This is a genomic window from Ruegeria sp. CH6 (assembly GCF_056537005.1).
This window is the reverse complement of the sequence record NZ_JBQFQS010000002.1, coordinates 1-20,786: the sequence shown is the minus strand read 5'-3', so window position 1 is coordinate 20,786 and position 20,786 is coordinate 1. Positions and strand designations below refer to the sequence as shown.

The window sequence follows — 20,786 nt, the reverse complement described above, 5'->3', positions numbered from 1 at the left end:
ACCCATGACCGAAGCTTATATTTATGATGCCCTGCGCACCCCGCGCGGCAAGGGCCGTAAGGATGGCAGCCTGCACGAGGTAACCTCGGTGCGCCTGTCCGCCCTGACCCTGAACGCGATGAAAGAGCGTAACAACCTCGAAGGCCACGCCGTTGAGGACGTTATCTGGGGCAACGTCACCCAAGTGATGGAGCAAGGCGGCTGTCTGGCGCGCTCGGCTGTTCTGGCCTCGGACCTGGATGAATCGATCCCTGGTCTGGCGATCAACCGTTTCTGCGCATCCGGCATGGAGGCCGTGAATCTGGCGGCAAACCAGGTCAAAGGCGGCGCGGGAGAGGCTTACATCGCTGGCGGTGTCGAGATGATGGGCCGTGTGGCCATGGGCAGCGACGGTGCGGCGATTGCCGTTGACCCTTCGCTGGCGATGGAGACCTATTTCGTTCCGCAGGGTATCTCAGCCGACATTATTGCGACTGAGTACGGTTTCTCCCGTGATGACGCTGACGCGCTGGCGGTTGAATCGCAAAAGCGCGCCGCAGAGGCATGGGCCGACAACCGTTTCGAAAAGTCGGTCATCACCGTCAAGGACCAGAATGGCCTGACCATTCTAGATCGCGACGAGTACATGCGCCCCGGCACCGACATGCAGAGCCTCGGGGCCCTGAACCCGTCCTTCCAGATGATGGGTGAGCAGATGCCCGGCTTCGACAAGGTCGCGATGCTGAAATACCCGCATCTTGAGCGCGTGAACCACATCCACCACGCCGGCAACAGCTCGGGCATCGTGGATGGTGCGGCGGCTGTTCTGATCGGCAACAAGGAATTCGGTGAGAAATACGGCCTCAAGCCGCGCGCCCGGATCAAAGCGACCGCCAAGATTGGTACCGACCCGACCATCATGCTAACCGGCCCGGTTCCTGTGACCGAGAAAATTCTGGCCGACAACGGTATGAAGATCAGCGATCTGGACCTGTTCGAAGTGAACGAAGCCTTCGCGTCGGTCGTGTTGCGCTTCCAGCAGGCATTCGACGTCGATCCGGCGCTGGTAAACGTCAACGGCGGCTCGATCGCGATGGGTCACCCGCTGGGTGCGACCGGTGCGATGATCATCGGCACGCTGCTGGATGAGCTGGAGCGTCAGGACAAGGAAACCGGTCTGGCCACGCTCTGCATCGCGTCCGGCATGGGTGCAGCAACCATTATCGAGCGGGTCTGATGCCCAAGCTGGATCTCTCTCAGATCCCGTTCAAGGGAGGCTCGTCCTATCCCGGCAAGCTGGCCGAGGCGACCGCAGGTCGTTTCGTGCAGCGTGTGGGTGATGCAGGCGGGCTGTCCCAATACGGGGTCAACATCGTGCGGTTGGAACCGCAAGGCATGTCTTCGCTGCGCCATTACCACATGGAGCAGGACGAATTTGCCATCATGCTCAGCGGCACCTGCGTGCTGATCAATGACGATGGTGAGCATGAGATGCAGCCCGGCGATTGCGCCGCTTGGCCCGCAGGTGAGGCCAACGGCCACCACCTTGTGAACAAAACCGATGCGCCCGCGACCTTTTTGGTAGTGGGCACACGGACCCCGACCGAGACCGGCTATTACAGCGACATAGACATGATGGTGAAGGATGATGAGAACGGATTCTCCTTCACCCGCAAGGATGGCAGCCCGCTGACGGCTGACCAGATTGGAGATGACAATGACTGATTTCACTCTGACGAAGGACGCGGACGGCGTCGCCATTATTACCTGGGACGTGCCCGGGAAAACCATGAACGTGATGTCCTTTGACGGGCTGGCGCAGTTGAGCGATCAGATCGATCAGGCGCTGGCTGATGACGAGGTCAAAGGCATCATCATTACCTCGGGCAAGGAAGGTTCCTTCGCCGGAGGCATGGACCTGAATCTGCTGGCGGTGATGAAAGAACAGGCGGGTGACAACCCAGCTAAAGGTCTGTTCGAGGGCACGATGCAAATGCACGCCCTGCTGCGGAAGATCGAACTGGCGGGCATGGATCCCAAGACCAAGAAAGGCGGCAAGCCGATTGCTACTGTTCTGCCCGGCACCGCTGCGGGCATCGGTATGGAGCTGCCCCTATCCACGCACCGCATCTTTGCAGCAGAAAACCCCAAGGCGAAGTACGGCCTGCCCGAAATCATGGTCGGCATTTTCCCCGGCGCAGGCGGCACCACGCGGATGGTCCGCAAGGTTGGCGCAATTGCCGCTGCTCCGCTGTTGCTAGAAGGCAAGATGCTGGACGTCAAGAAAGCCAAAGGCGCGGGCTATATCGACGAGATCGCAGCCGACCCGATGGCCGCGGCCAAGGAATGGGTGCTGAACGCCAAGGAAGCCGATCTGGTCAAGCCTTGGGACGCGAAGGGCTATAAGATGCCCGGTGGTGCCCCCTACCATCCCGCAGGCTTCATGAACTTCGTCGGTGCCTCGGCGATGGTGAACGGCAAGACTCAAGGTGCGTTCCCTGCTGCCAAAGCTCTGCTGAGCGCGGTCTATGAAGGTGCGCTTGTCGATTTCGACACCGCCCTGAAGATCGAAGCGCGTTGGTTCACCTCTGTTCTGATGAACCCCTCCTCGGGTGCGATGATCCGTTCGCTGTTCCTGAACAAGGAAGCGTTGGAGAAAGGTGCTGTACGTCCTGCAGGTGTTCCGGATCAGTCGGTCAAGAAGATCGGCGTTCTGGGCGCAGGCATGATGGGTGCTGGTATCGCGCTGGTGTCGGCGCAGGCCGGTATGGAAGTGGTTCTTGTGGACCGCGACCAGGAAGCTGCTGACAAGGGTAAGGCCTATACCGAGACCTATCTGGACAAGGGTATGAAGCGCGGCAAAGTCACGGCTGAGAAAAAAGAGGCCATGCTGGCCCGCATCACCGCGACCCCGGATCTGGACAACCTCAAAGGCTGCGACCTGATCATCGAAGCGGTCTTCGAGGACGTTGGCGTCAAGGCCGAGATGACCAAGAAGGTCGAGGCGATCATCCCCGAGGACTGCATCTTTGCCTCGAACACCTCGACTCTGCCGATCACCGATCTGGCCAAAGCATCCGTGCGTCCGGATCAGTTCATCGGCATCCACTTCTTCTCGCCGGTCGAGAAGATGTTCCTGGTCGAGATCATCAAGGGCAAGGAAACCGGTGATCGCGCGGTGGCCAAGGCGCTGGACTATGTGCGCCAGATCCGCAAGACACCGATCGTCGTCAACGATGCGCGCTTCTTCTACGCAAACCGCTGCATCATTCCTTACATCAACGAAGGTGTGCGGATGATTGCCGAGGGTGTGAACCCAGTGCTGATCGACAACGCGGCGCGTCAACTGGGCTTCCCTGTGGGACCAATTCAGCTGACCGATGAGACCTCGATTGATCTGGGTGCCAAGATCGCACGTGCGACCAAGGCAGCGATGGGCGACGCCTACCCGGAAAGCCCCTCGGACGATCTGATCTTCTGGATGGAAGAACAGGGCCGTCTGGGTCGCAAGGCAAACGCGGGCTTCTTCGACTATGACGAAAAAGGCAAGCGTGTCGAATACTGGAAAGGCCTGCAAGAGAAGTACCCGCATGCCGAAGACCAGCCTGACCTGATCGAGGTACAGGAACGTCTGATGTTCGCACAGGTTCTGGAAGCGGTTCGCGCGCTGGAGGAGGGTGTTCTGGAAGACATCCGCGAAGGCGATGTGGGCGCGATCCTTGGCTGGGGCTTTGCACCGTGGTCCGGTGGCCCGCTCAGCTGGCTGGACATCATCGGCACGCCCTACGCGGCCGAGCGTTGCGACCAGTTGGCAGCACAGTATGGCGATCGTTTCGCCTGCCCGCCCCTGCTGCGTGAGATGGCGGAAAAGGGTCAGAGCTTCTACGGTCGTTTCAACCCTGAGGCAAAAGCCGCTTAACAAATTGATGCAGGCGCATGATACCATGCGCCTGCATCATTCTCGTGGTGTTTGGTTAGGTCTGCCATTCAGGCCGCAGAAACAAGGCGGGCAGATTAGGCCGGCCAGGACGTCCCGGCCGCCTTATCCCCGAAGGGGGGCGGATCGGAAAAATCGGTTCCTGCGGGATGGGTGCAGGCAGCGCACCCAACGGGTTTGCAAGGGCAGATAGGTCGCCCTTTTTCGCAATCAGTTCTGTTAAAGCCGCAGCTTCTTCTTCCTCGGCGACGGGATAGCTTATCCGGTTTGGTCGTGGACGCATGCTAAAGCGACCGGAGGAGCAGAAAGCCTGCAAGCCACCTTGAACAAAAATCACTTCATCTTCATCGAAGAACAGCGTGCGGACTTCGAATGTCGAGCCCGGCGATTGTGAACTCAACCTACATTTGCCGCTGAGCAATCTCGCTGGAACGACCGAAAAGCCACCAGCTTCGGAGTCGATCTTGCTGAGATCCAAGGCAACCCCCTGTTCCGGCATCAACCAGACTGGTCGTCCGTTATAGGCCGCCTGCGCAGGCACATAGATCGGCAGGTTTTCTGCGCGGGTTTCCCCTTCCGGTATGATAACCCGGTCGACTGAGACACGTCTTACTTCCCTGAAACCATGATCCAGCGTGCGAACAAGATCGCCAACGGCAATCTGCTCTACCAGCTTCCAACCACTGGTGGTCGCGATCTTTGTACCATGCAGAAATCCACCGCGACGGGCGGTGACAGCCTTTTGCGAACTTGTTTGATCAACACTGTCAGGCTGCTCTGAAAAACTACGAATACTCACTACTTCTAACACGTGCCTCACCCCCTTGTGGCACTTACAAACGATTACAAAGTGCTAGCACGGGAATGAGCGGAATGACTTATTTTTGACATATTTGCGCCCGATTTGGGCCTGCATCAGGGGTATTGAACGCTTCAATGGACACATTCAATCTCGTATATCTTTGTTTATTTCCATATTGGAAACTTGATATGAGCAGGTAATTTAAGACTACATCCGAATCTTCGGTTATCTACCGCACGGTCCATTTCCACGAATTTGTATCCTTGGCTGTAAAGTAACGGGGAATTCTAGCTCTCAATCTGAAGTGCAAACCTGCTACAATGCAAGCCCGGGATACTCCAAACGGATGTAGGGACAGATTGGCTTTGTTTGGACAGGCACGATAAATGCCAACAAAACGATAGCCTGCGGCCTATCCCTCCTGAGGTTCAGCAGATGTGCGCCCTGCCCTCCAACCCAACAGAGCGCCAGCGGTGGCAATCAATCCAATTCCGGTAACCTGCATGACGCCGATCGTTTGCCCCATAGCGACCCATGCGAACATCGGGCCAAAGATCATGACCGAGTATTCGAAAACCGCCACGTAGGAAGGTTCGCCAAGCTGATAGGCCTTGATCAGCATAAACACTGCAATTGTCGAACCAACGGCCTGTATCATAACCCAGGGCAATGCCAGATCCATCGGCCACACCCAGCCACGTGTCACAAATCCATCCGGCCCTTCAGGGGAAACTGTTGGAAAAAGCGTAAAGAACGCCAGCCCAATTGCGCCGGCCAACCCAAGTGTCATGATCATGGCGGCCAACAAGGCCACCGTGCTTTCGTTGGCGCAATGTGTGCGCGTCACGATCGCACTCAGTGCGTAGAAAAAGCCACCTGCCACGGGCAACAACGTCAAAACATCAAAATCCCCGGGATCAGGCTGCAGCACACACAGAATGCCCGCAAACCCAACCATCACCGCTAGAATGCGCCAGGGGCCGATCTGTTGTTTTAACATCAGTGCAGAAATCAAAAGAACGAATATGGGTGAAGTAAACAACCCAGCCAGCGCTTGTGCGATTGGCATCAATGCCAACGAACTAAAATAGAACAGCATCGCTATAGTAATCAAAACGCTTCGTATCACAACGATGCCAAAGCGCTGAGGGCGCAGAGTCCCAAGACCCAATAGCGACAGTCCGGCTATCAGGGGCAGCATCAACATGGCCCGGCTCATATGGAATTGCCACAGGCCGATGGACTCGGCCAACCTGATTACAAAGTTATCGATGACACCGATGATGGCCATCGATGAAACCATCAGCACAGAGGCCAACATCGGCGAAGAGTGACTGTCAGTCTGCATTCTTTGTCTCAAACAAATGTGGCCGTTTATCGGGCCAACAAATCCACGCTTCACGCTATCCAGCACATTTGCGAAACTCAGCGCAACAAGTTTGCGCCCCATGAACACGACATGCTAAGCTTTGATCAAACAAGAACGAGCAGTAACCAGTTCAATGACGGCACTTAAACAGTACCAGCGGATCGAAGCCACCGGTCTGTGGCGCCCCTCGCCTGATGATCAAAGGCGCGAGGTTGTGGTCTCGATTGGCGAAGCGACCCTTACAATCTCGGATTTTAATGATCGTGCTCTGACCCACTGGTCTCTTGCGGCTTTGGAGCGACAGAACCCGGGCACCTACCCCGCGATATTCAATCCGGACGGCGATCCCGGAGAAACCCTGGAACTCGCCGAAACCGAGACGACCATGATCGAAGCGATCGATCGCCTGCAACGTGCGATCGACAGGGCCCGCCCGCACCCCGGCCGCCTACGTTGGCTGAGTGTCGGAGGGGTTGTTGCAGCCGTTGCAGCCGTATTGCTGCTGTGGCTTCCGGGTGCACTGCAAAGCCACGTGGTATCGGTAGTGCCTGAAATCAAACGACAGGATATCGGCAACACGATCCTGCAGCGTATCGAACGAGTATCGGGGAAAGCTTGCGCTTCTGATGATGCTCAGGGTTCTTTGGACAAACTGGCCCAGCGCACCGGTGTGCGCCAGATCATCATCCTGCCAGCCGGGGTGAAAGACAGCATGAGCCTGCCGGGTGGCACCGTGTTGCTCAACCGGTCATTGGTCGAAGATCATGAGGATCCGGCGGTCGCCGCTGGTTACATCATCGCTGAACGAGCGCGTGCCAAACAAATCGATCCGCTTGACGATTTGCTCGATCACACCGGACCTTCAGCGGCATTCAGGTTGCTGACAACAGGCCAGCTCACACCGACAATTGTGGACACATATACTGAACAGGTTTTGGCAGAGCCACGTCCGGAAATTTCGGATGAGGACCTTCTCGCAGTTTTTGCGCAGGCGGCATTGCCCTCGACACCCTACGCATACGCACGTGATATTACTGGCGAAACCGTTCTGGGACTGATCGAGGCCGACCCTATGGCGGGTCGGACACTCGAACAGGTTCTGCCGGACCGTGATTGGGTCCAGCTGCAAAACATTTGTGGCGACTAGAAACGACTACTTCGTACCGAACATGCGGTCACCCGCATCGCCCAGACCAGGCATGATATAGCCTTTGGAATTCAACTCGCGATCCAGTGCTGCCGTGACAATTTTCACATCAGGATGCGCTTCTTTCATGCGCGCGACACCTTCGGGCGCGGCGAGCAGGCACAGGAAGCGGATGTCCTTGGCACCTGCCTCTTTCAACAGATCAATCGCCGCAGCCGAGCTGTTGCCGGTTGCCAGCATGGGATCTACTGCGATGACCAAACGATCTTTCAGCCCTTCGGGTGCTTTAAAGTAATACTGCACAGGCTTCAGTGTTTCTTCGTCGCGGTAGAGGCCAACAAAACCGACCCGCGCTGACGGGATCAGCTCTAGCACACCGTCCAGCATCCCGTTGCCCGCACGCAGGATCGACACCAGCGCCAGTTTCTTACCCGCGAGGATTGGCGCATCCATCTCCTCCATCGGTGTTTCGATGTGGCGCGTGGTCTGAGGCATTTCACGCGTAACCTCATAAGCCAGCAGCAAGGTAATCTCGCGCAGCAGCTGCCTGAACACAGCGGTCGAAGTTCCCTTGTCCCGCATGAGCGTCAGTTTGTGCTGTACCAGCGGGTGATCAACGACAGTCAGATGATCGCTCATGACTTCTCCAGTCTCTTTTTAACCCGTTCGCGGGTCTCTTCGTTGCAAAAGGCCGCGTTCAGGGCCGTATCGTTCAGCGCGGCAAAGTCTTCGGCAGTCCAGCCGAATGCTTCGCTCAGCATCTCATATTCACGCCGCATCGTCGTATGAAAAAACGGCGGATCGTCTGTAGAGACGGTGACATTAACCCCGGCATCGCGAAGACGCGCAATAGGATGCGCTCCAAAGTCAGGGAACAACCCCAGCACAACGTTCGATCCCGGGCATACCTCCAAGGTTACATCCCGATCGACAAGCTCATGCACCAGATCCGGATCTTCAATGGCCCGGACGCCATGACCGATCCTCTCGACTCCCAGATCGCGTACAGCATCACGCACGCTTTCGGGGCCACCAAATTCTCCGGCATGCGTCGTCAGGCGCAAACCGGCTTCACGCGCACATTCAAAGGCCCATTTGTAGTCGCCCTGTCGTCCGACGGATTCGTTTCCCCCCATACCAAAGCCAGTGATCCAGTCACCTGCGGTTTCGGCTGCGCATATCGCGCTTTGCCTGGACTGCTCTGGACCGAAATGGCGAACACAAGTGACAACGCCACGCAGAGTAATGTCAAACTTGCGTTCAGCCTCATCCGCAGCATCCTGAATCGCATTCAGATAATCCCGCCATGCATGCAGATCGCCACCGCCGCAAAAGTCAGGGCTGAGGAAGGTTTCGGAATAAACAACCCCGTTTGCGGCGCTTTCTTCCAGAATTGCCAGCGTCAGACGGCGAAAATCCTCTGGCGTTTTCAACACTTCGCAAGCAGCCTCATAGACGCTCAGAAAGTGTGCGAAATCACGAAAATCATAGCTGCCATCAGGTTTAAAGATACCGCTCAGGTCAATACGCTTTTCATGCGCAAGCTGTCGGATAAAGGCTGGCGGCGCTGCACCTTCGTGATGCAGATGAAGCTCGATCTTGGGAACGTCAGCGACGGTCATAGAAAATTCCTTCCCGGTCCTTGTGCCGGTATGTTCAGATGGTGGGCAATGCTGGCGGCGACATCGGCAAAGTCAACCTGGCCAATCTGGCCTGCCCCATGCCCTGCAATCAGGACCGGCACCTGTTCGCGCGTGTGATCCGTTCCGATCCAGCTTGGGTCGTTGCCATGATCTGCGGTCAGTAGCATCAGATCACCCGGTCGCAGTTTTTGCATAATCAAACCAATCTCACGATCAAACCATTCCAACGCGCGGGCGTATCCGCTGATATCGCGGCGGTGGCCGTAAAGGCTGTCAAACTCTACAAAATTGGCGAATGTCAGGCTGCCCTTTTCGGCCTCATCCACCAGATTGGACAGATGGACCATCAATTCGGCATCCGATCCCTTACGCAAGGTATCGATCCCCTGCATCGAGAAGATATCGCCGATCTTCCCCACAGCATGAACCCTGCGCCCGGCATCCTGCACCCAGTTGGTCAGAACCGGCGCGGGAGGGAGGATGGCAAAGTCCTTGCGGTTGGTTGTGCGGGTGAAACCTTGCTCCGGCGATCCGGTAAACGGGCGGGCAATGACGCGCCCTACTTTCATTTCGTGCAGGCGCGGTGCAAGTGTCTTGCACATGTCCAGCAGGCGTTCGAGGCCAAAGCTGTCTTCATGCGCGGCAATCTGAAACACACTGTCAGCTGAGGTATAGCAGATCGGCCATCCGGTGCGCATATGCTCTGCACCCAACTCAGCGATAATCGCTGTGCCTGAGGCATGGCAGTTTCCCAAAATTCCCTCGGCCCCCGCTGCCTGAGCTGCAGCGAGGCTCAGATCATCAGGAAATGCGGGAACGGTGTCCGGAAAGTAATGCCAATCCCACGGCACCGGCAATCCAGCCAGTTCCCAATGTCCCGAAGGCGTATCCTTACCCGGCGAATGCTCGCGTGCGCAGCCCCAAGTGCCGGTGGGCTGAGTGTTCAAACCTGGTGTTTCTGCACCTGACGCCAATCGTACAGCCGCGCCCAGACCCAGACTATCGAGATTGGGCAAATGCAATGCGCCTGACCGACCATCTTCGGCCCGACCATCAGCACAGGCCTGCGCAATATGAGCCAGCGTGTTTGCGCCAAAGTCCGGGTTGTCGCCATTGAAAAACTGATCGGCATCAGGTGCACCGCCAATACCAACCGAATCCATGACAACGAGAAATGCACGGGTCACGCGGTTATCCTCTCATGGATAAGGCTTGGCGCTTCGGCTGGATCTGAACCAATCGTCACGGCCCGTACTATCGTCTCTGCGGCTTTCTTCGCTGCGTCTTCTCTTGCTGCGTGCACCACGGCAAGGGGAGCGCCTCTGGTGATATGATCCCCCAAGCGCACAATGCCAGAGATACCGACTGCTGGGTCGATCACATCGCTTTCCACCTGACGTCCGCCACCTAACGCCACAACCGCAAGACCCAATGCCTCGCCATCAATCGCAGTGATGTAGCCATTGTCCTGAGCAGGTACTTCGAGAATGACGCTTGCCTCGGGTAGATAGCGCGACCAATCCTCGACAAATCCCAACGGCGCACCAACTGCCGCCATCATCCGGCCAAAGCGTTCGGCAGCCCGACCATCGCGGATCACATCGGCGATCCTCTCACGACCTTCCTCAGCTGTCGAGACGACACCGGCATCGGCCAGCAAAACGCCACCCAACTCGGCCGAAATCTCAGCTAAGGGCGTGTCATGCCCCGCCGTCAGGACTTTCATAACCTCCGAAACCTCCAGGGCATTGCCCAGAGAAGAGGCCAGCGGCTGGTCCATATCGGTGATCACCGCCGAAGTCTTGCAGCCGGCAGCATTTGCAGTCTCGCTCAAAGCAGTTGCCAGCTTGCGCGCATCTTCAATGCTTTTCATGAAAGCACCGCTGCCAACTTTTACATCAAGAACCAGGGCATCCGGGCTGGCGGCCAGCTTCTTTGACAGGATTGATGCGGTGATCAGATCGAGGCTTTCCACCGTCGCCGTAACATCCCGGATCGCATATAGTCGTTTATCAGCGGGCGCGATCTGAGCGGTGGCACCAACGATCGCAGCGCCGGTTTCTTTCAGGATCTGAGCCAAACGATCCTGCCCAATCTGGGTACTAACACCGGGAATGGCTTCAAGTTTATCGAGCGTACCTCCGGTGTGACCAAGACCACGGCCCGAGATCATCGGCACAAAAGCCCCGCATTCCGCAAGCGCAGGCGCCAGGATCAGGCTCACGCAATCCCCGACCCCTCCGGTTGAGTGTTTGTCGATCACCGGGCCATCCAGATCCCATGTCAGCACATCACCGCTGTCTCGCATAGCCAGCGTAAGTGCGGCACGGCCTTGCGCGCCCAAACCACCCATACAGACCGCCATGGCAAAAGCCCCGGCCTGAGCATCACTTACGACACCATCGGCAAGGCCTTGGGCAAACCAGGACAGTTCCTTGGCAGTCGGCACCTCATGACGGCGCAGTTTTGCGATGATCGATCGGGCATCCATCAGGTTGGGCCTTACATAAAGGAGGCGTTGAAAGCGCCGGGTAGCAGATCGGCGATCGTTGTCTTGGTTTCGACGCCATCAACGGTTGCCATTGTAACAACCACATCGCCCTTACCGAATTCGGCCAGTTTCTGGCGACATCCACCGCATGGGGGAACAGGTTGGGGGCTGGACGCCACCACATATACTTCGGTTAGTTCTTTTTCCCCGGCAGCGACCATGGCGGCAATTGCACCCGCCTCGGCACAGGTTCCTTCGGGATAGGCCACGTTTTCAACGTTGCAGCCTGAATAGACAGTTCCTGAACCAGACCGCACAGCCGCGCCAACTTTGAAGTTTGAATACGGCGCATGGGCGTTCTCGCGCACTTTCAAGGCGGCATCTTTGAGTGACATGGCGATTCCCCATTTTTTGATCATCTGGTCAGAAGTTCATACTCTAAATGAAAGCACCCGGGGATTTGAAGCCCCCGGGTGCCGTTTTACGCAGCGGTTTTCAGCCTAATCCAGCGTCGTGTCGAATGTTCCCGGCAATGTAACCTCAAGCAGTTCGATGTCATCGGTCGGATCAGACAACCGGGTTCGCATTCCCGGAGGAATGACAAAGGCATCACCGTGCTCAAGCCGATAGGGATCGCGACCGTCCCCCTCAAGCGTCACTTCGCCATTCATAACGAAGGTAAAGTGGATATCTGTGTCATGGCTGGCCCAAACCGGATCACCCTGCCCCCGCCGGACCACCTGAACTCCGGCAACGCCCTTGGTATTCTCTGCAATCGTAGTGTCCCGGCAAATGTAACCCGGCAATCGGAACGGAACCCATTCGGCGTCTTTTGCCTGATTATAGACGAACCGTTGCCCGTCCCATTCCCGATCAGGCCGGAAGTGCGGTGTTGGCAATTCCATTTCATGATCGATCTCGGTCACGTGTTCAGCCGGCACGCCGATCTCGATTACCTGAACATTATCCGACGCCTCCAGCACGCGGTGCCGGATTTCGGGCGGCTGGATAAAGCAATCTCCAGCAGTCAACCGCATCTTCTGGCCCTGATCCTCGTAGACCACGTCCACCCAACCGTGAATGCAGAAGATCAGCTGAAATCCGACTTTGTGAAAATGAACCATGTCTGGGACCGGCCCACCATCGGGAATGCGGATGTGGCTGGCGATGATGGACCCGCCAAGCCGGTCCGGCACCAGATCACGATAATGCATTCCTGCACGTCCGATAATCCAGGGGGCCTGATCCTTTAGGCGCCTGACCACATAGGAATGAACTGTTTCAGGCATGACCAGTGGTGGGTTTCGCTCTTCAATCTCGATTCGTGTCCCGTTCGGGGCAACAAGACTGCGCCTTCCATCCGCAAAGCCATCCGGGTTTTCGGTCAGGATACGCAAGGTGCCCGGCCCTTCAGGGGCATCCTTCTCAATCCTCAGTCGCAAGCCATGACCGGAAAAGACCGCAGTACTGGGATCATCAGCCGGATAAATCATGTCCATCCGCATTCCCAACACCTTGGTGTAAAACGGAATGTCATCTCGTAATTCTTTGGTTGGTATGCGGAATTCGGCTATGGTGTCGGTCATGCTATTCTCCTCTGCGGCGACAGTGTATGCGGGCAATAGGTTTTGCAAGACACTGCCTGAAAACATGCGGTTTCAATTCAATGTTTCCCCCGCGTCAGAAATAGTTTAGCACTAAACTAAATTTTGAACGGGAAGGTTTGCAATGTCCGATACACCCAGTCTGCGCCAGGCGGCACTTGAATATCACGAGCATCCGAAACCCGGTAAGCTGGAAATCAAAGCCACAAAACCGATGGCAAACGGACGTGATCTGGCCCGCGCCTATTCGCCCGGCGTGGCCGAGGCCAGTCTGGAAATCAAAAGCGATCCTTCCAACGCCGAACTCTATACGTCGCGTGGCAATCTGGTGGCTGTGGTTTCGAACGGAACAGCCGTCCTTGGCCTTGGCAATATCGGTGCGCTGGCGTCAAAGCCGGTAATGGAAGGCAAGGCCGTTCTGTTCAAGAAATTTGCGGGCATAGACTGCTTTGATATCGAGGTGAACCAACCCGATCCTGAAAAGCTGGCGGATATCGTCTGTGCACTGGAACCCACATTTGGCGCCATCAATCTCGAAGACATCAAGGCACCAGACTGCTTTACCGTAGAGAAACTGTGCCGCGAACGGATGAATATTCCTGTTTTCCACGACGATCAGCATGGCACCGCCATTGTGGTCGGGGCAGCAGCTAAAAACGCCCTGCACGTTGCAGGAAAAAGCTTTGAGGATATCAAAGTCGTTTCAACCGGTGGTGGCGCAGCCGGGATCGCATGTCTGAACATGCTGGTAAAGCTTGGCGTGAAGCGTGAGAACATCTGGCTCTGCGATATTCACGGGCTTGTTTATGAAGGCCGTGCCGAGGACATGAACCCTCACAAAGATCAATTCGCGCAAAAGTCTGATCTGCGCACACTGGATGATGTAGTCGGCGGCGCTGATCTGTTTCTGGGTCTTTCAGGCCCAAACGTACTGAAGCCCGAAATGGTTGAGAAGATGGCCGATCGGCCGATTATCTTTGCGCTGGCCAACCCGACCCCGGAAATCCTGCCACAAGCTGCACGAGAGGTTGCCCCGAATGCGATTATCGCAACGGGACGCAGTGACTTCCCTAACCAGGTCAACAACGTCCTTTGCTTTCCTTTCATCTTTCGGGGCGCGTTGGATGTCGGTGCAACCGAGATCAATGACGAGATGCAAATCGCTTGCGTCGACGGCATCGCCGAGATGGCTCGCGCGACAACCAGCGCCGAGGCAGCTGCAGCGTACAAAGGTGAACAGCTCACCTTTGGCCCCGACTATCTGATCCCAAAGCCGTTTGATCCACGCCTGGTTGGCGTCGTTTCTTCAGCTGTCGCAAAGGCAGCGATGGACAGCGGCGTGGCCAAACGACCGATTACTGACCTCGAGGCCTATAAAGAACGCCTTAATCAAACGGTGTTTAAATCAGCCCTGCTGATGCGCCCGGTTTTCGAAGCGGCCGCTGTCGCCTCGCGCCGGATCGTATTTGCCGAAGGCGAAGACGAGCGCGTCCTTCGGGCTGCACAGGCCATACTCGAAGAGACCACGGAAACGCCTATTCTAATTGGTCGGCCCGAGGTCATCGAAGCACGCTGCGAAAAGCTGGGGCTGGTGGTTCGGCCCGGACAAGATTTTCAGATCGTCAACCCGCACAATGACCCGCGGTACTACGACTACTGGAACTCGTATCACAAGCTGATGGAGCGCCGTGGTGTGACCCCTGATTTGGCCAAGGCGATCATGCGCACGAACAACACCGCCATTGCTGCGATCATGGTCCATAGGGGTGAAGCCGACAGCATGATTTGCGGTACCTTTGGCGAATATCGCTGGCATCTGAACTACGTCGAACAGGTGCTGGACGATGGTGATCTGCGTCCACATGGGGCGTTGTCGCTGATGATCCTTGAAGATGGCCCTCTGTTCATTGCCGACACCCACGTTCGACAACTTCCCACGCCCGAAGAGCTGGCTGAGATTACTCTCGGCGCAGCACGTCATGTGCGCCGCTTTGGCCTTGAGCCCAAGATTGCCTTCTGCTCACAATCGCAATTTGGCAACCAAGCCGAGGGGTCGGGCAAGCGCCTGCGTGAAGCGATCTCAATTCTGGACAGCAAACCTCGCGATTTCATGTATGAGGGCGAGATGAATCTGGATGTCGCTTTGGACCCGGAACTGCGGGAACGTATTTTTCCAAATTCTCGCCTGAAGGGCCCGGCAAACGTCCTGATCTTTGCCCATGCAGACGCAGCAAGCGGCGTTCGCAACATTCTCAAGATGAAAGCAGACGGCATCGAGGTTGGTCCGATCCTGATGGGTATGGGTAACAAGGCACATATCGTAACCCCTTCAATCACTGCGCGCGGCCTTTTGAACATGGCAGCAATTGCAGGAACGCCAGTCGCACACTACGGTTAAACTCGGCGGCGACAGGCGTGGCCGCCCTTTGCGTAAGGGGAGGTCACATGAAGGGACATTGTCACTGCAAGGCCGTTCGCTGGGAAAGCGAGGCCGAGATCGCATGGAGTTGCTATTGCCATTGCGCTGATTGTCGGCGCAATTGTGCTTCGCCCGTGACTGCCTTTTTTGGCTTGCCGCATGAAGCCGTCAAATGGTCAGGGAATGCCCCCCACATTTATCGATCTTCGGATGATGTCGAACGTTTATTTTGTGGCGCCTGTGGCACCCAAATGGCCTATCGAAATGCACGTGATAAGGTGAACATACACCTGTACACTGCAACGTTGGACGATCCTGACACACTACCACCACGCTTTCATGTGTTTCACTCGGATCACCTGCATTGGCTGAACATCCAGGACACGCTGCCACGTTACTCTAAATCGGCTGAGTGAACCGAATCTCGTTCAAAGGGGTATTTGCACCTTATGTTATTCAAATTTGCAAAATGTTAGGAAGATTGCCTCAAATTCCTGCTAACCATGGTGTTTTGCAAAAATTTGCAACCCCAATTTCCTAATTCTGCAAATATTTCGCGATAAACTGACGCGTCGTCATTCGAGCTGCTTGCCCGATGTCGATTGGATGCCTAACACGATGCGCAGAGAATTTGGGAGGAGAGAGCCATGGCGTTTCAGGACGTATATGAGAGCTGGGAAAGCGACCCTGAGGCATTCTGGATGGAGGCTGCCAAGGGTATCGACTGGGTCGAAAAACCGTCCAAAGCCCTGTTCGATGAAAACGCCCCGCTTTATGAATGGTTCTGCGACGCCAAGGTGAACACCTGTTGGAATGCAGTCGACCGTCACGTCGAAAACGGACGCGGCGAACAGACGGCAATTATTTACGACAGCCCCATCACCCATACCAAGCGCGAAATTTCGTATGTTGAACTGCGCAATCGAGTCGCCACGCTCGCCGGCGCTTTGCGCGCCAAGGGGATCGGGAAAGGTGACCGGGTCATCATTTACATGCCGATGATCCCCGAGGCGCTTGAGGCGATGCTCGCCTGTGCCCGTCTGGGCGCTGTACATTCGGTGGTGTTTGGCGGCTTTGCCAGCAACGAATTGGCAGTTCGGATAGATGACGCAAAACCCAAGGCGATCATTGCCGCCTCGTGCGGGATGGAGCCCGGACGTGTGGTCCACTACAAACCCCTGCTCGACGGGGCCATCGATATGGCCAGCCACAAGCCCGATTTCTGTGTAATCTTCCAGCGCGAACAGGAAGTCGCGCAATTGATCGAAGGGCGTGACGTGAACTGGCACGGCTTTCAGTACGGTGTCGAGCCTGCCGAATGCGTTCCCGTATCAGGCAATGACCCGGCCTATATCCTCTATACCTCCGGCACGACAGGTGCCCCCAAAGGCGTTGTTCGCCCCACGGCGGGCCACCTCGTTGCGTTGAACTGGTCAATGAAGAACATCTACAACGTCGACCCGGGTGATGTGTTCTGGGCCGCATCAGATGTTGGCTGGGTCGTCGGCCATTCCTACATTTGCTACGCCCCTTTGATCCACGGCAACACAACCATTGTGTTCGAAGGTAAGCCCGTCGGCACGCCGGATGCCGGCACATTCTGGCGAGTGATTTCCGAACATAAGGTCAAAAGCTTCTTCACAGCGCCCACGGCTATCCGAGCCGTGAAGCGCGAAGATCCCAAAGGGGAATTGCTGTCAAAGTATGATCTCTCTCAGTTGAAAGCGTTGTTTCTGGCAGGTGAACGCGCAGACCCGGACACCATCGTATGGGCGCAGGATGCACTGAAAGTTCCGGTCATCGACCATTGGTGGCAGACCGAAACCGGCTGGACGATTGCTGGAAACCCGCTGGGGATCGAAGAATTGCCAATCAAGCTCGGCTCGCCAGCCAAGCCGATGCCCGGTTACGATGTGCAAATCCTTGACGAAGGTGGACATCCGATGAAGCCGGGCGAGTTGGGCGCGATTGCGATAAAGCTGCCATTGCCCCCCGGGACATTGCCGACACTTTGGAATGCAGAGGATCGTTTCAAGAAATCATATCTGGAGCATTTCCCGGGATACTACGAAACCGGTGATGCTGGCATGATTGATGAAGACGGGTATCTCTACATCATGGCGCGTACCGATGATGTGATCAACGTCGCGGGTCACCGCCTGTCGACCGGCGCCATGGAGGAGGTTCTGGCCGCCCATCCAGACGTCGCCGAATGTGCGGTGATCGGAGTTTCGGATCAGCTCAAAGGGCAGATGCCAGTTGGCTTCCTCTGCCTGAACGCCGGATCTGATCGGGATCACCCGGATGTCGTACAGGACGTCGTTAAAATGGTTCGGGACAAGATTGGACCTGTCGCAGCATTCAAACTGGCTGTTGTTGTTGATCGACTGCCCAAGACACGTTCGGGCAAGATTCTGCGGGGAACTATGGTTTCGATCGCAGACGGCAAGGATTACAAGATGCCTGCTACAATCGACGATCCAGCCATTCTGGATGAGATTTCGGTTGCTCTGAAATCCATCGGGTACGCCCAGTAATCGAACTCGGGGCGGTTGCCCGCCGCCCCAGTTGCGCAGCAGGGTTGCAACGCCCCGCAGACCTCCTACTGTGCCCCTAAACGGGAGGGCACATGGAACAGAGTGACATCTGGCGTCTCAGCGCCACGGAACTGACCGCGTTGACGCGAAACGGTGATTTGAGCGCTGAGGAGACAGTTCAAAGCTCGCTCGACCGCATGCACGAAGTCAATCCAGCCCTCAATGCAGTGGTCGAGGATTTGGGGTCCGAAGCTTTGGAGCGCGCGCGTGCCCTGGACAACTCCAAAGCGCAAGGCGAGCCTACGGGTCCGCTTCATGGCGTGCCCGTGACCATCAAAATCAACGTCGATCAAAAAGGTCACGCCACCACCAACGGTGTTATTGCGCTTAAGGATGTGATCGCACCGGACGACGCTCCGATCGTCGCCAATCTGCAAAACGCAGGGGCCATCGTGATCGGGCGCACGAACACACCAGAATTCTCGTTTCGCGCCGACACCGACAATCCGCTTCACGGCCGTACGTACAACCCCTGGGGAGATCACATATCACCCGGCGGTTCGTCTGGTGGTGCAGGTGCCGCCGTGATGGCGGGGATCGGAGCGCTTGCGCACGGAAACGACATTGGCGGCAGCCTGAGGTTTCCAGCCGCCGCGAACGGAGCCGTAACCGTCAAACCTGGGCTGGGCCGTGTCCCGGCCTGGAATCCGAGCCAAAAAGCCGAACGCGGATTGCTTGCACAATCCATGTCGGTACAGGGGCTGATCACACGTTCCGCAGCCGACCTGCATCTGTCTATGCCTAGCCTCATTACTGCTGACCCACGCGACCCGTTTCATGTGCCCATGCCTTGGCGAGGTGAGACAGTGAAGGAGCCGATCAAGGTTGCATTCACCAAAAACACATTCGGGTATGCCCTGCATCCCGAAGTCGAAAAAGCGTTGGACACGGCGCGCGAGGCGTTGGTTGATGCGGGCTATCACGTCGAGGAAATTGACCCACCCGATGTATTCGAATGCGGCCGCAACGGGTATCGCGCGTTGATGGGCGAAGTCCTGACCATGATGAAGGGTGATATCGAAGCTGCCGGATCGCAGACAATCCGCGATATCTTTGACGTCTACTTTCAGGAATTCCCACCCATACTGGAAACTGACCTACTGCGGATGATGGCGCAACGAAGCTACTATGCCCGTGAGTGGTCATTGTTCCTGCAGGACTACCCTTTGGTATTGTCTCCCTTCCTGCCGCAGCCTTTCTTTAGACCGGACAGAGATACCGAGGGGGCAGAAGGTGTGCATGAAGTGCTAGGGTGCGCAGTCTACTCCTACGCGATGAACTTCCTTGGACTGCCTGCAGCATGTGTTCCATCACGCTTGGCGGATTTGCCCCTGGGGCAGCAGCCCATAAACGTTCAAATCTCAGCTCAGCGCTGGCGTGAGGACTTGGCTGTCGATGCCGCTTTGGTGATCGAAGAACGCGTAGGCCAAATGGCATCGGCGCTTTGGAACAAAATGGGCAAGACTGAGTAAACCGCCAGTCCCGATCTGCAGACAAAGACGCTAAACGAAATTGACCCCGGGTTTTTTGTACCCGGGGTCCGCATAATAAAATATGCCCAGATTAGATAACGAGCGTAGCACCACCCACCCTCGCCAGCGCGAAAACTGCGCAATCATCCGAAAACGCCGTTTGGTGGCCACTCACTCCCACCTTGGCGTGTTCTCCGGGCAAGATCACGGTAACTCATTGTTAAGCCTGCGCATGTGAACCAGTTCACATAACGAATGCGATTTCCCGCATTTCTGAGAAAATTATGTGAATTGTTCTGATATTAGGCGCTCTTCAAGCCCATGCCCCGGGTCAAACAGTATTCGATGCTGAACAGAAGAATCCGAGCGAATCTCAACCCAGTCGATATCGGGAAATGATATCGAATCGGCATCTGCCATGACCGGGCGTTTGTCAGCCTCAAGTACATCAAAGCGCACTTGCGCTATTTTGGGCAGCAAAGCACCGCGCCAGCGTCTGGGGCGAAATGCAGCAATGGCAGTCAATGCCAGAACGTCTGAACCGATCGGCAGAATCGGTCCATGCGCAGAATAGTTGTAGGCTGTTGAGCCCGCTGGGGTGGACAGCAGCGCACCGTCACAAACCAACTCGGCCAGCCGTACGCGGCCATCGACACTGATCTTCAAACGTGCAGCTTGCGGACCTGCTCGCAGTAGCGAAACCTCGTTGATCGCAAGCGCTTGGTGCGTTTTTCCGGATTGATCCATGGCTGTCATGGCCAGCGGATTGATAACTTCTTCCTCAGCAGCGTTCAGTCGCTCGATCAGATCGGCTTGCCCATACTCGTTCATCAGAAAGCCGATGGTTCCGCGGTTCATGCCGTAGACGGGTATATTCAGATGCTGCGTATTGTGCAGCGTGTGCAGCATGAAGCCATCACCACCCAGTGCCACGATGACATCTGCGTCCCTTGGTGCTGCATTACCATACAGCGCCACCAAGCTTTCCCGCGCGGATTGGGCCACTTCGACTTCGCTGGCGAGGAAGGCGATTCTCTTAGTCATGTTTTGCGTTTCCGGTGCTGCGCATTTGGTTCCGAAACAAACATACCTTTCCCCGATAGGCCAGACTTGACGCCGCAGCGGGCCAATTCGTCGCTTTACAGCCTTTCTCGGATGTGCCGTTTCCGATAGGAAATCCGCAAGAATCTTACCCAGCCATGTGGAGCGCCCATGAACGCCAATCTTCGTGACACCGGATTTTTCACCCAGTCCTTGTCTGACCGTGATCCTGAGCTTTTTGGCTCGATCACGTCCGAGCTGGGCCGTCAGCGCGACGAGATCGAG

At 56.3% G+C, this 20,786-nt stretch carries 17 protein-coding genes; 8 read left to right on the top strand and 9 right to left on the bottom strand.

The genetic code is table 11. The features are described 5' to 3' along the window. Positions 1 to 4: 4 nt before the first annotated feature. The 3 genes from ACR0CW_RS04355 to ACR0CW_RS04345 are packed head-to-tail and all read left to right on the top strand — an operon-like array spanning position 5 to position 3,898. Positions 5 to 1,216 (top strand): acetyl-CoA C-acetyltransferase, encoded by a 1,212-nt coding sequence (locus ACR0CW_RS04355; protein WP_480786943.1) that lies wholly within the window; start codon positions 5 to 7, stop codon positions 1,214 to 1,216. Then, positions 1,216 to 1,704: a cupin domain-containing protein gene (locus ACR0CW_RS04350; protein WP_480786942.1), complete on the top strand. Its 489-nt coding sequence runs from the start codon at positions 1,216 to 1,218 to the stop codon at positions 1,702 to 1,704. Before ACR0CW_RS04355 ends, ACR0CW_RS04350 begins: the two co-directional genes overlap by 1 nt. Then, a complete protein-coding gene (locus ACR0CW_RS04345; protein WP_480786941.1) occupies positions 1,697 to 3,898 on the top strand; it encodes a 3-hydroxyacyl-CoA dehydrogenase NAD-binding domain-containing protein in 2,202 nt (733 codons plus the stop codon). Before ACR0CW_RS04350 ends, ACR0CW_RS04345 begins: the two co-directional genes overlap by 8 nt. 55 nt (positions 3,899 to 3,953) lie before the next feature. Here the strand turns inward: ACR0CW_RS04345 and ACR0CW_RS04340 are convergent, their stop codons facing one another. Both ACR0CW_RS04340 and ACR0CW_RS04335 read right to left on the bottom strand, forming a co-directional pair. Next, positions 3,954 to 4,727, bottom strand: a complete 774-nt coding sequence (locus ACR0CW_RS04340) for a Hint domain-containing protein (protein ID WP_480786940.1) — start codon at positions 4,725 to 4,727, stop codon at positions 3,954 to 3,956. 403 nt (positions 4,728 to 5,130) lie between these two features. Beyond that, the gene (locus tag ACR0CW_RS04335; protein ID WP_480786939.1) at positions 5,131 to 6,066 is read right to left on the bottom strand and encodes a DMT family transporter; all 936 of its coding nucleotides are present in this window, start codon (positions 6,064 to 6,066) and stop codon (positions 5,131 to 5,133) included. A gap of 154 nt (positions 6,067 to 6,220) precedes the next feature. Between ACR0CW_RS04335 and ACR0CW_RS04330 the strand changes: the two genes are divergently transcribed. Beyond that, complete coding sequence (locus tag ACR0CW_RS04330; RefSeq protein ID WP_480786938.1) at positions 6,221 to 7,234, top strand: hypothetical protein; 1,014 nt, start codon at positions 6,221 to 6,223, stop codon at positions 7,232 to 7,234. Positions 7,235 to 7,240: 6 nt separating this feature from the next. Here the strand turns inward: ACR0CW_RS04330 and upp are convergent, their stop codons facing one another. The 6 genes from upp to ACR0CW_RS04300 form a co-directional block, all read right to left on the bottom strand. Further along, positions 7,241 to 7,873, bottom strand: a complete 633-nt coding sequence (gene upp, locus ACR0CW_RS04325; RefSeq protein WP_480786937.1) for a uracil phosphoribosyltransferase — start codon at positions 7,871 to 7,873, stop codon at positions 7,241 to 7,243. Then, the gene (locus ACR0CW_RS04320) at positions 7,870 to 8,856 is read right to left on the bottom strand and encodes an adenosine deaminase (RefSeq protein ID WP_155151808.1); all 987 of its coding nucleotides are present in this window, start codon (positions 8,854 to 8,856) and stop codon (positions 7,870 to 7,872) included. Before ACR0CW_RS04320 ends, upp begins: the two co-directional genes overlap by 4 nt. After that, entirely contained in the window at positions 8,853 to 10,064 is a 1,212-nt protein-coding gene (locus ACR0CW_RS04315) for a phosphopentomutase (RefSeq protein ID WP_480786936.1), read from the bottom strand. The genes ACR0CW_RS04320 and ACR0CW_RS04315 overlap by 4 nt, the downstream gene beginning before the upstream one ends. Then, a complete protein-coding gene (locus tag ACR0CW_RS04310; protein WP_480786935.1) occupies positions 10,061 to 11,368 on the bottom strand; it encodes a thymidine phosphorylase in 1,308 nt (435 codons plus the stop codon). The genes ACR0CW_RS04315 and ACR0CW_RS04310 overlap by 4 nt, the downstream gene beginning before the upstream one ends. Before the next feature lie 11 nt (positions 11,369 to 11,379). Continuing rightward, positions 11,380 to 11,763, bottom strand: coding sequence for a cytidine deaminase (locus ACR0CW_RS04305; protein ID WP_155151814.1), 384 nt, complete (start codon positions 11,761 to 11,763; stop codon positions 11,380 to 11,382). A gap of 105 nt (positions 11,764 to 11,868) precedes the next feature. Then, entirely contained in the window at positions 11,869 to 12,954 is a 1,086-nt protein-coding gene (locus ACR0CW_RS04300) for a cupin domain-containing protein (protein ID WP_480786934.1), read from the bottom strand. 142 nt (positions 12,955 to 13,096) lie between these two features. On the opposite strand from ACR0CW_RS04300, the gene ACR0CW_RS04295 reads away from it, so the two are divergent. The 4 genes from ACR0CW_RS04295 (at position 13,097) to ACR0CW_RS04280 (ending at position 19,460) form a co-directional block, all read left to right on the top strand. Then, on the top strand, positions 13,097 to 15,370 hold the full coding sequence (locus ACR0CW_RS04295) for an NADP-dependent malic enzyme (protein WP_480786933.1): 2,274 nt from the start codon (positions 13,097 to 13,099) through the stop codon (positions 15,368 to 15,370). Positions 15,371 to 15,417: 47 nt separating this feature from the next. Continuing rightward, entirely contained in the window at positions 15,418 to 15,807 is a 390-nt protein-coding gene (locus ACR0CW_RS04290) for a GFA family protein (RefSeq protein WP_170335321.1), read from the top strand. Between the two features lie 231 nt (positions 15,808 to 16,038). Further along, positions 16,039 to 17,928, top strand: a complete 1,890-nt coding sequence (prpE, locus tag ACR0CW_RS04285; RefSeq protein ID WP_480786932.1) for a propionate-CoA ligase PrpE — start codon at positions 16,039 to 16,041, stop codon at positions 17,926 to 17,928. Between the two features lie 92 nt (positions 17,929 to 18,020). Further along, the gene (locus ACR0CW_RS04280) at positions 18,021 to 19,460 is read left to right on the top strand and encodes an amidase family protein (protein ID WP_480786931.1); all 1,440 of its coding nucleotides are present in this window, start codon (positions 18,021 to 18,023) and stop codon (positions 19,458 to 19,460) included. Positions 19,461 to 19,742: 282 nt separating this feature from the next. Here the strand turns inward: ACR0CW_RS04280 and ACR0CW_RS04275 are convergent, their stop codons facing one another. Continuing rightward, complete coding sequence (locus tag ACR0CW_RS04275; protein WP_155151829.1) at positions 19,743 to 20,504, bottom strand: NAD kinase; 762 nt, start codon at positions 20,502 to 20,504, stop codon at positions 19,743 to 19,745. Positions 20,505 to 20,786 lie beyond the last annotated feature (282 nt).

Coding starts and splice junctions, on each gene's coding strand:
- ACR0CW_RS04355 (WP_480786943.1), top strand. CDS start 5: ATGACCGAAGCTTATATTTATGATGCCCTGCGCACCCCGCGCGGCAAG.
- ACR0CW_RS04350 (WP_480786942.1), top strand. CDS start 1,216: ATGCCCAAGCTGGATCTCTCTCAGATCCCGTTCAAGGGAGGCTCGTCC.
- ACR0CW_RS04345 (WP_480786941.1), top strand. CDS start 1,697: ATGACTGATTTCACTCTGACGAAGGACGCGGACGGCGTCGCCATTATT.
- ACR0CW_RS04335 (WP_480786939.1), bottom strand. CDS start 6,066: ATGCAGACTGACAGTCACTCTTCGCCGATGTTGGCCTCTGTGCTGATG.
- ACR0CW_RS04330 (WP_480786938.1), top strand. CDS start 6,221: ATGACGGCACTTAAACAGTACCAGCGGATCGAAGCCACCGGTCTGTGG.
- upp (WP_480786937.1), bottom strand. CDS start 7,873: ATGAGCGATCATCTGACTGTCGTTGATCACCCGCTGGTACAGCACAAA.
- ACR0CW_RS04320 (WP_155151808.1), bottom strand. CDS start 8,856: ATGACCGTCGCTGACGTTCCCAAGATCGAGCTTCATCTGCATCACGAA.
- ACR0CW_RS04310 (WP_480786935.1), bottom strand. CDS start 11,368: ATGGATGCCCGATCGATCATCGCAAAACTGCGCCGTCATGAGGTGCCG.
- ACR0CW_RS04305 (WP_155151814.1), bottom strand. CDS start 11,763: ATGTCACTCAAAGATGCCGCCTTGAAAGTGCGCGAGAACGCCCATGCG.
- ACR0CW_RS04300 (WP_480786934.1), bottom strand. CDS start 12,954: ATGACCGACACCATAGCCGAATTCCGCATACCAACCAAAGAATTACGA.
- ACR0CW_RS04295 (WP_480786933.1), top strand. CDS start 13,097: ATGTCCGATACACCCAGTCTGCGCCAGGCGGCACTTGAATATCACGAG.
- ACR0CW_RS04290 (WP_170335321.1), top strand. CDS start 15,418: ATGAAGGGACATTGTCACTGCAAGGCCGTTCGCTGGGAAAGCGAGGCC.
- prpE (WP_480786932.1), top strand. CDS start 16,039: ATGGCGTTTCAGGACGTATATGAGAGCTGGGAAAGCGACCCTGAGGCA.
- ACR0CW_RS04280 (WP_480786931.1), top strand. CDS start 18,021: ATGGAACAGAGTGACATCTGGCGTCTCAGCGCCACGGAACTGACCGCG.
- ACR0CW_RS04275 (WP_155151829.1), bottom strand. CDS start 20,504: ATGACTAAGAGAATCGCCTTCCTCGCCAGCGAAGTCGAAGTGGCCCAA.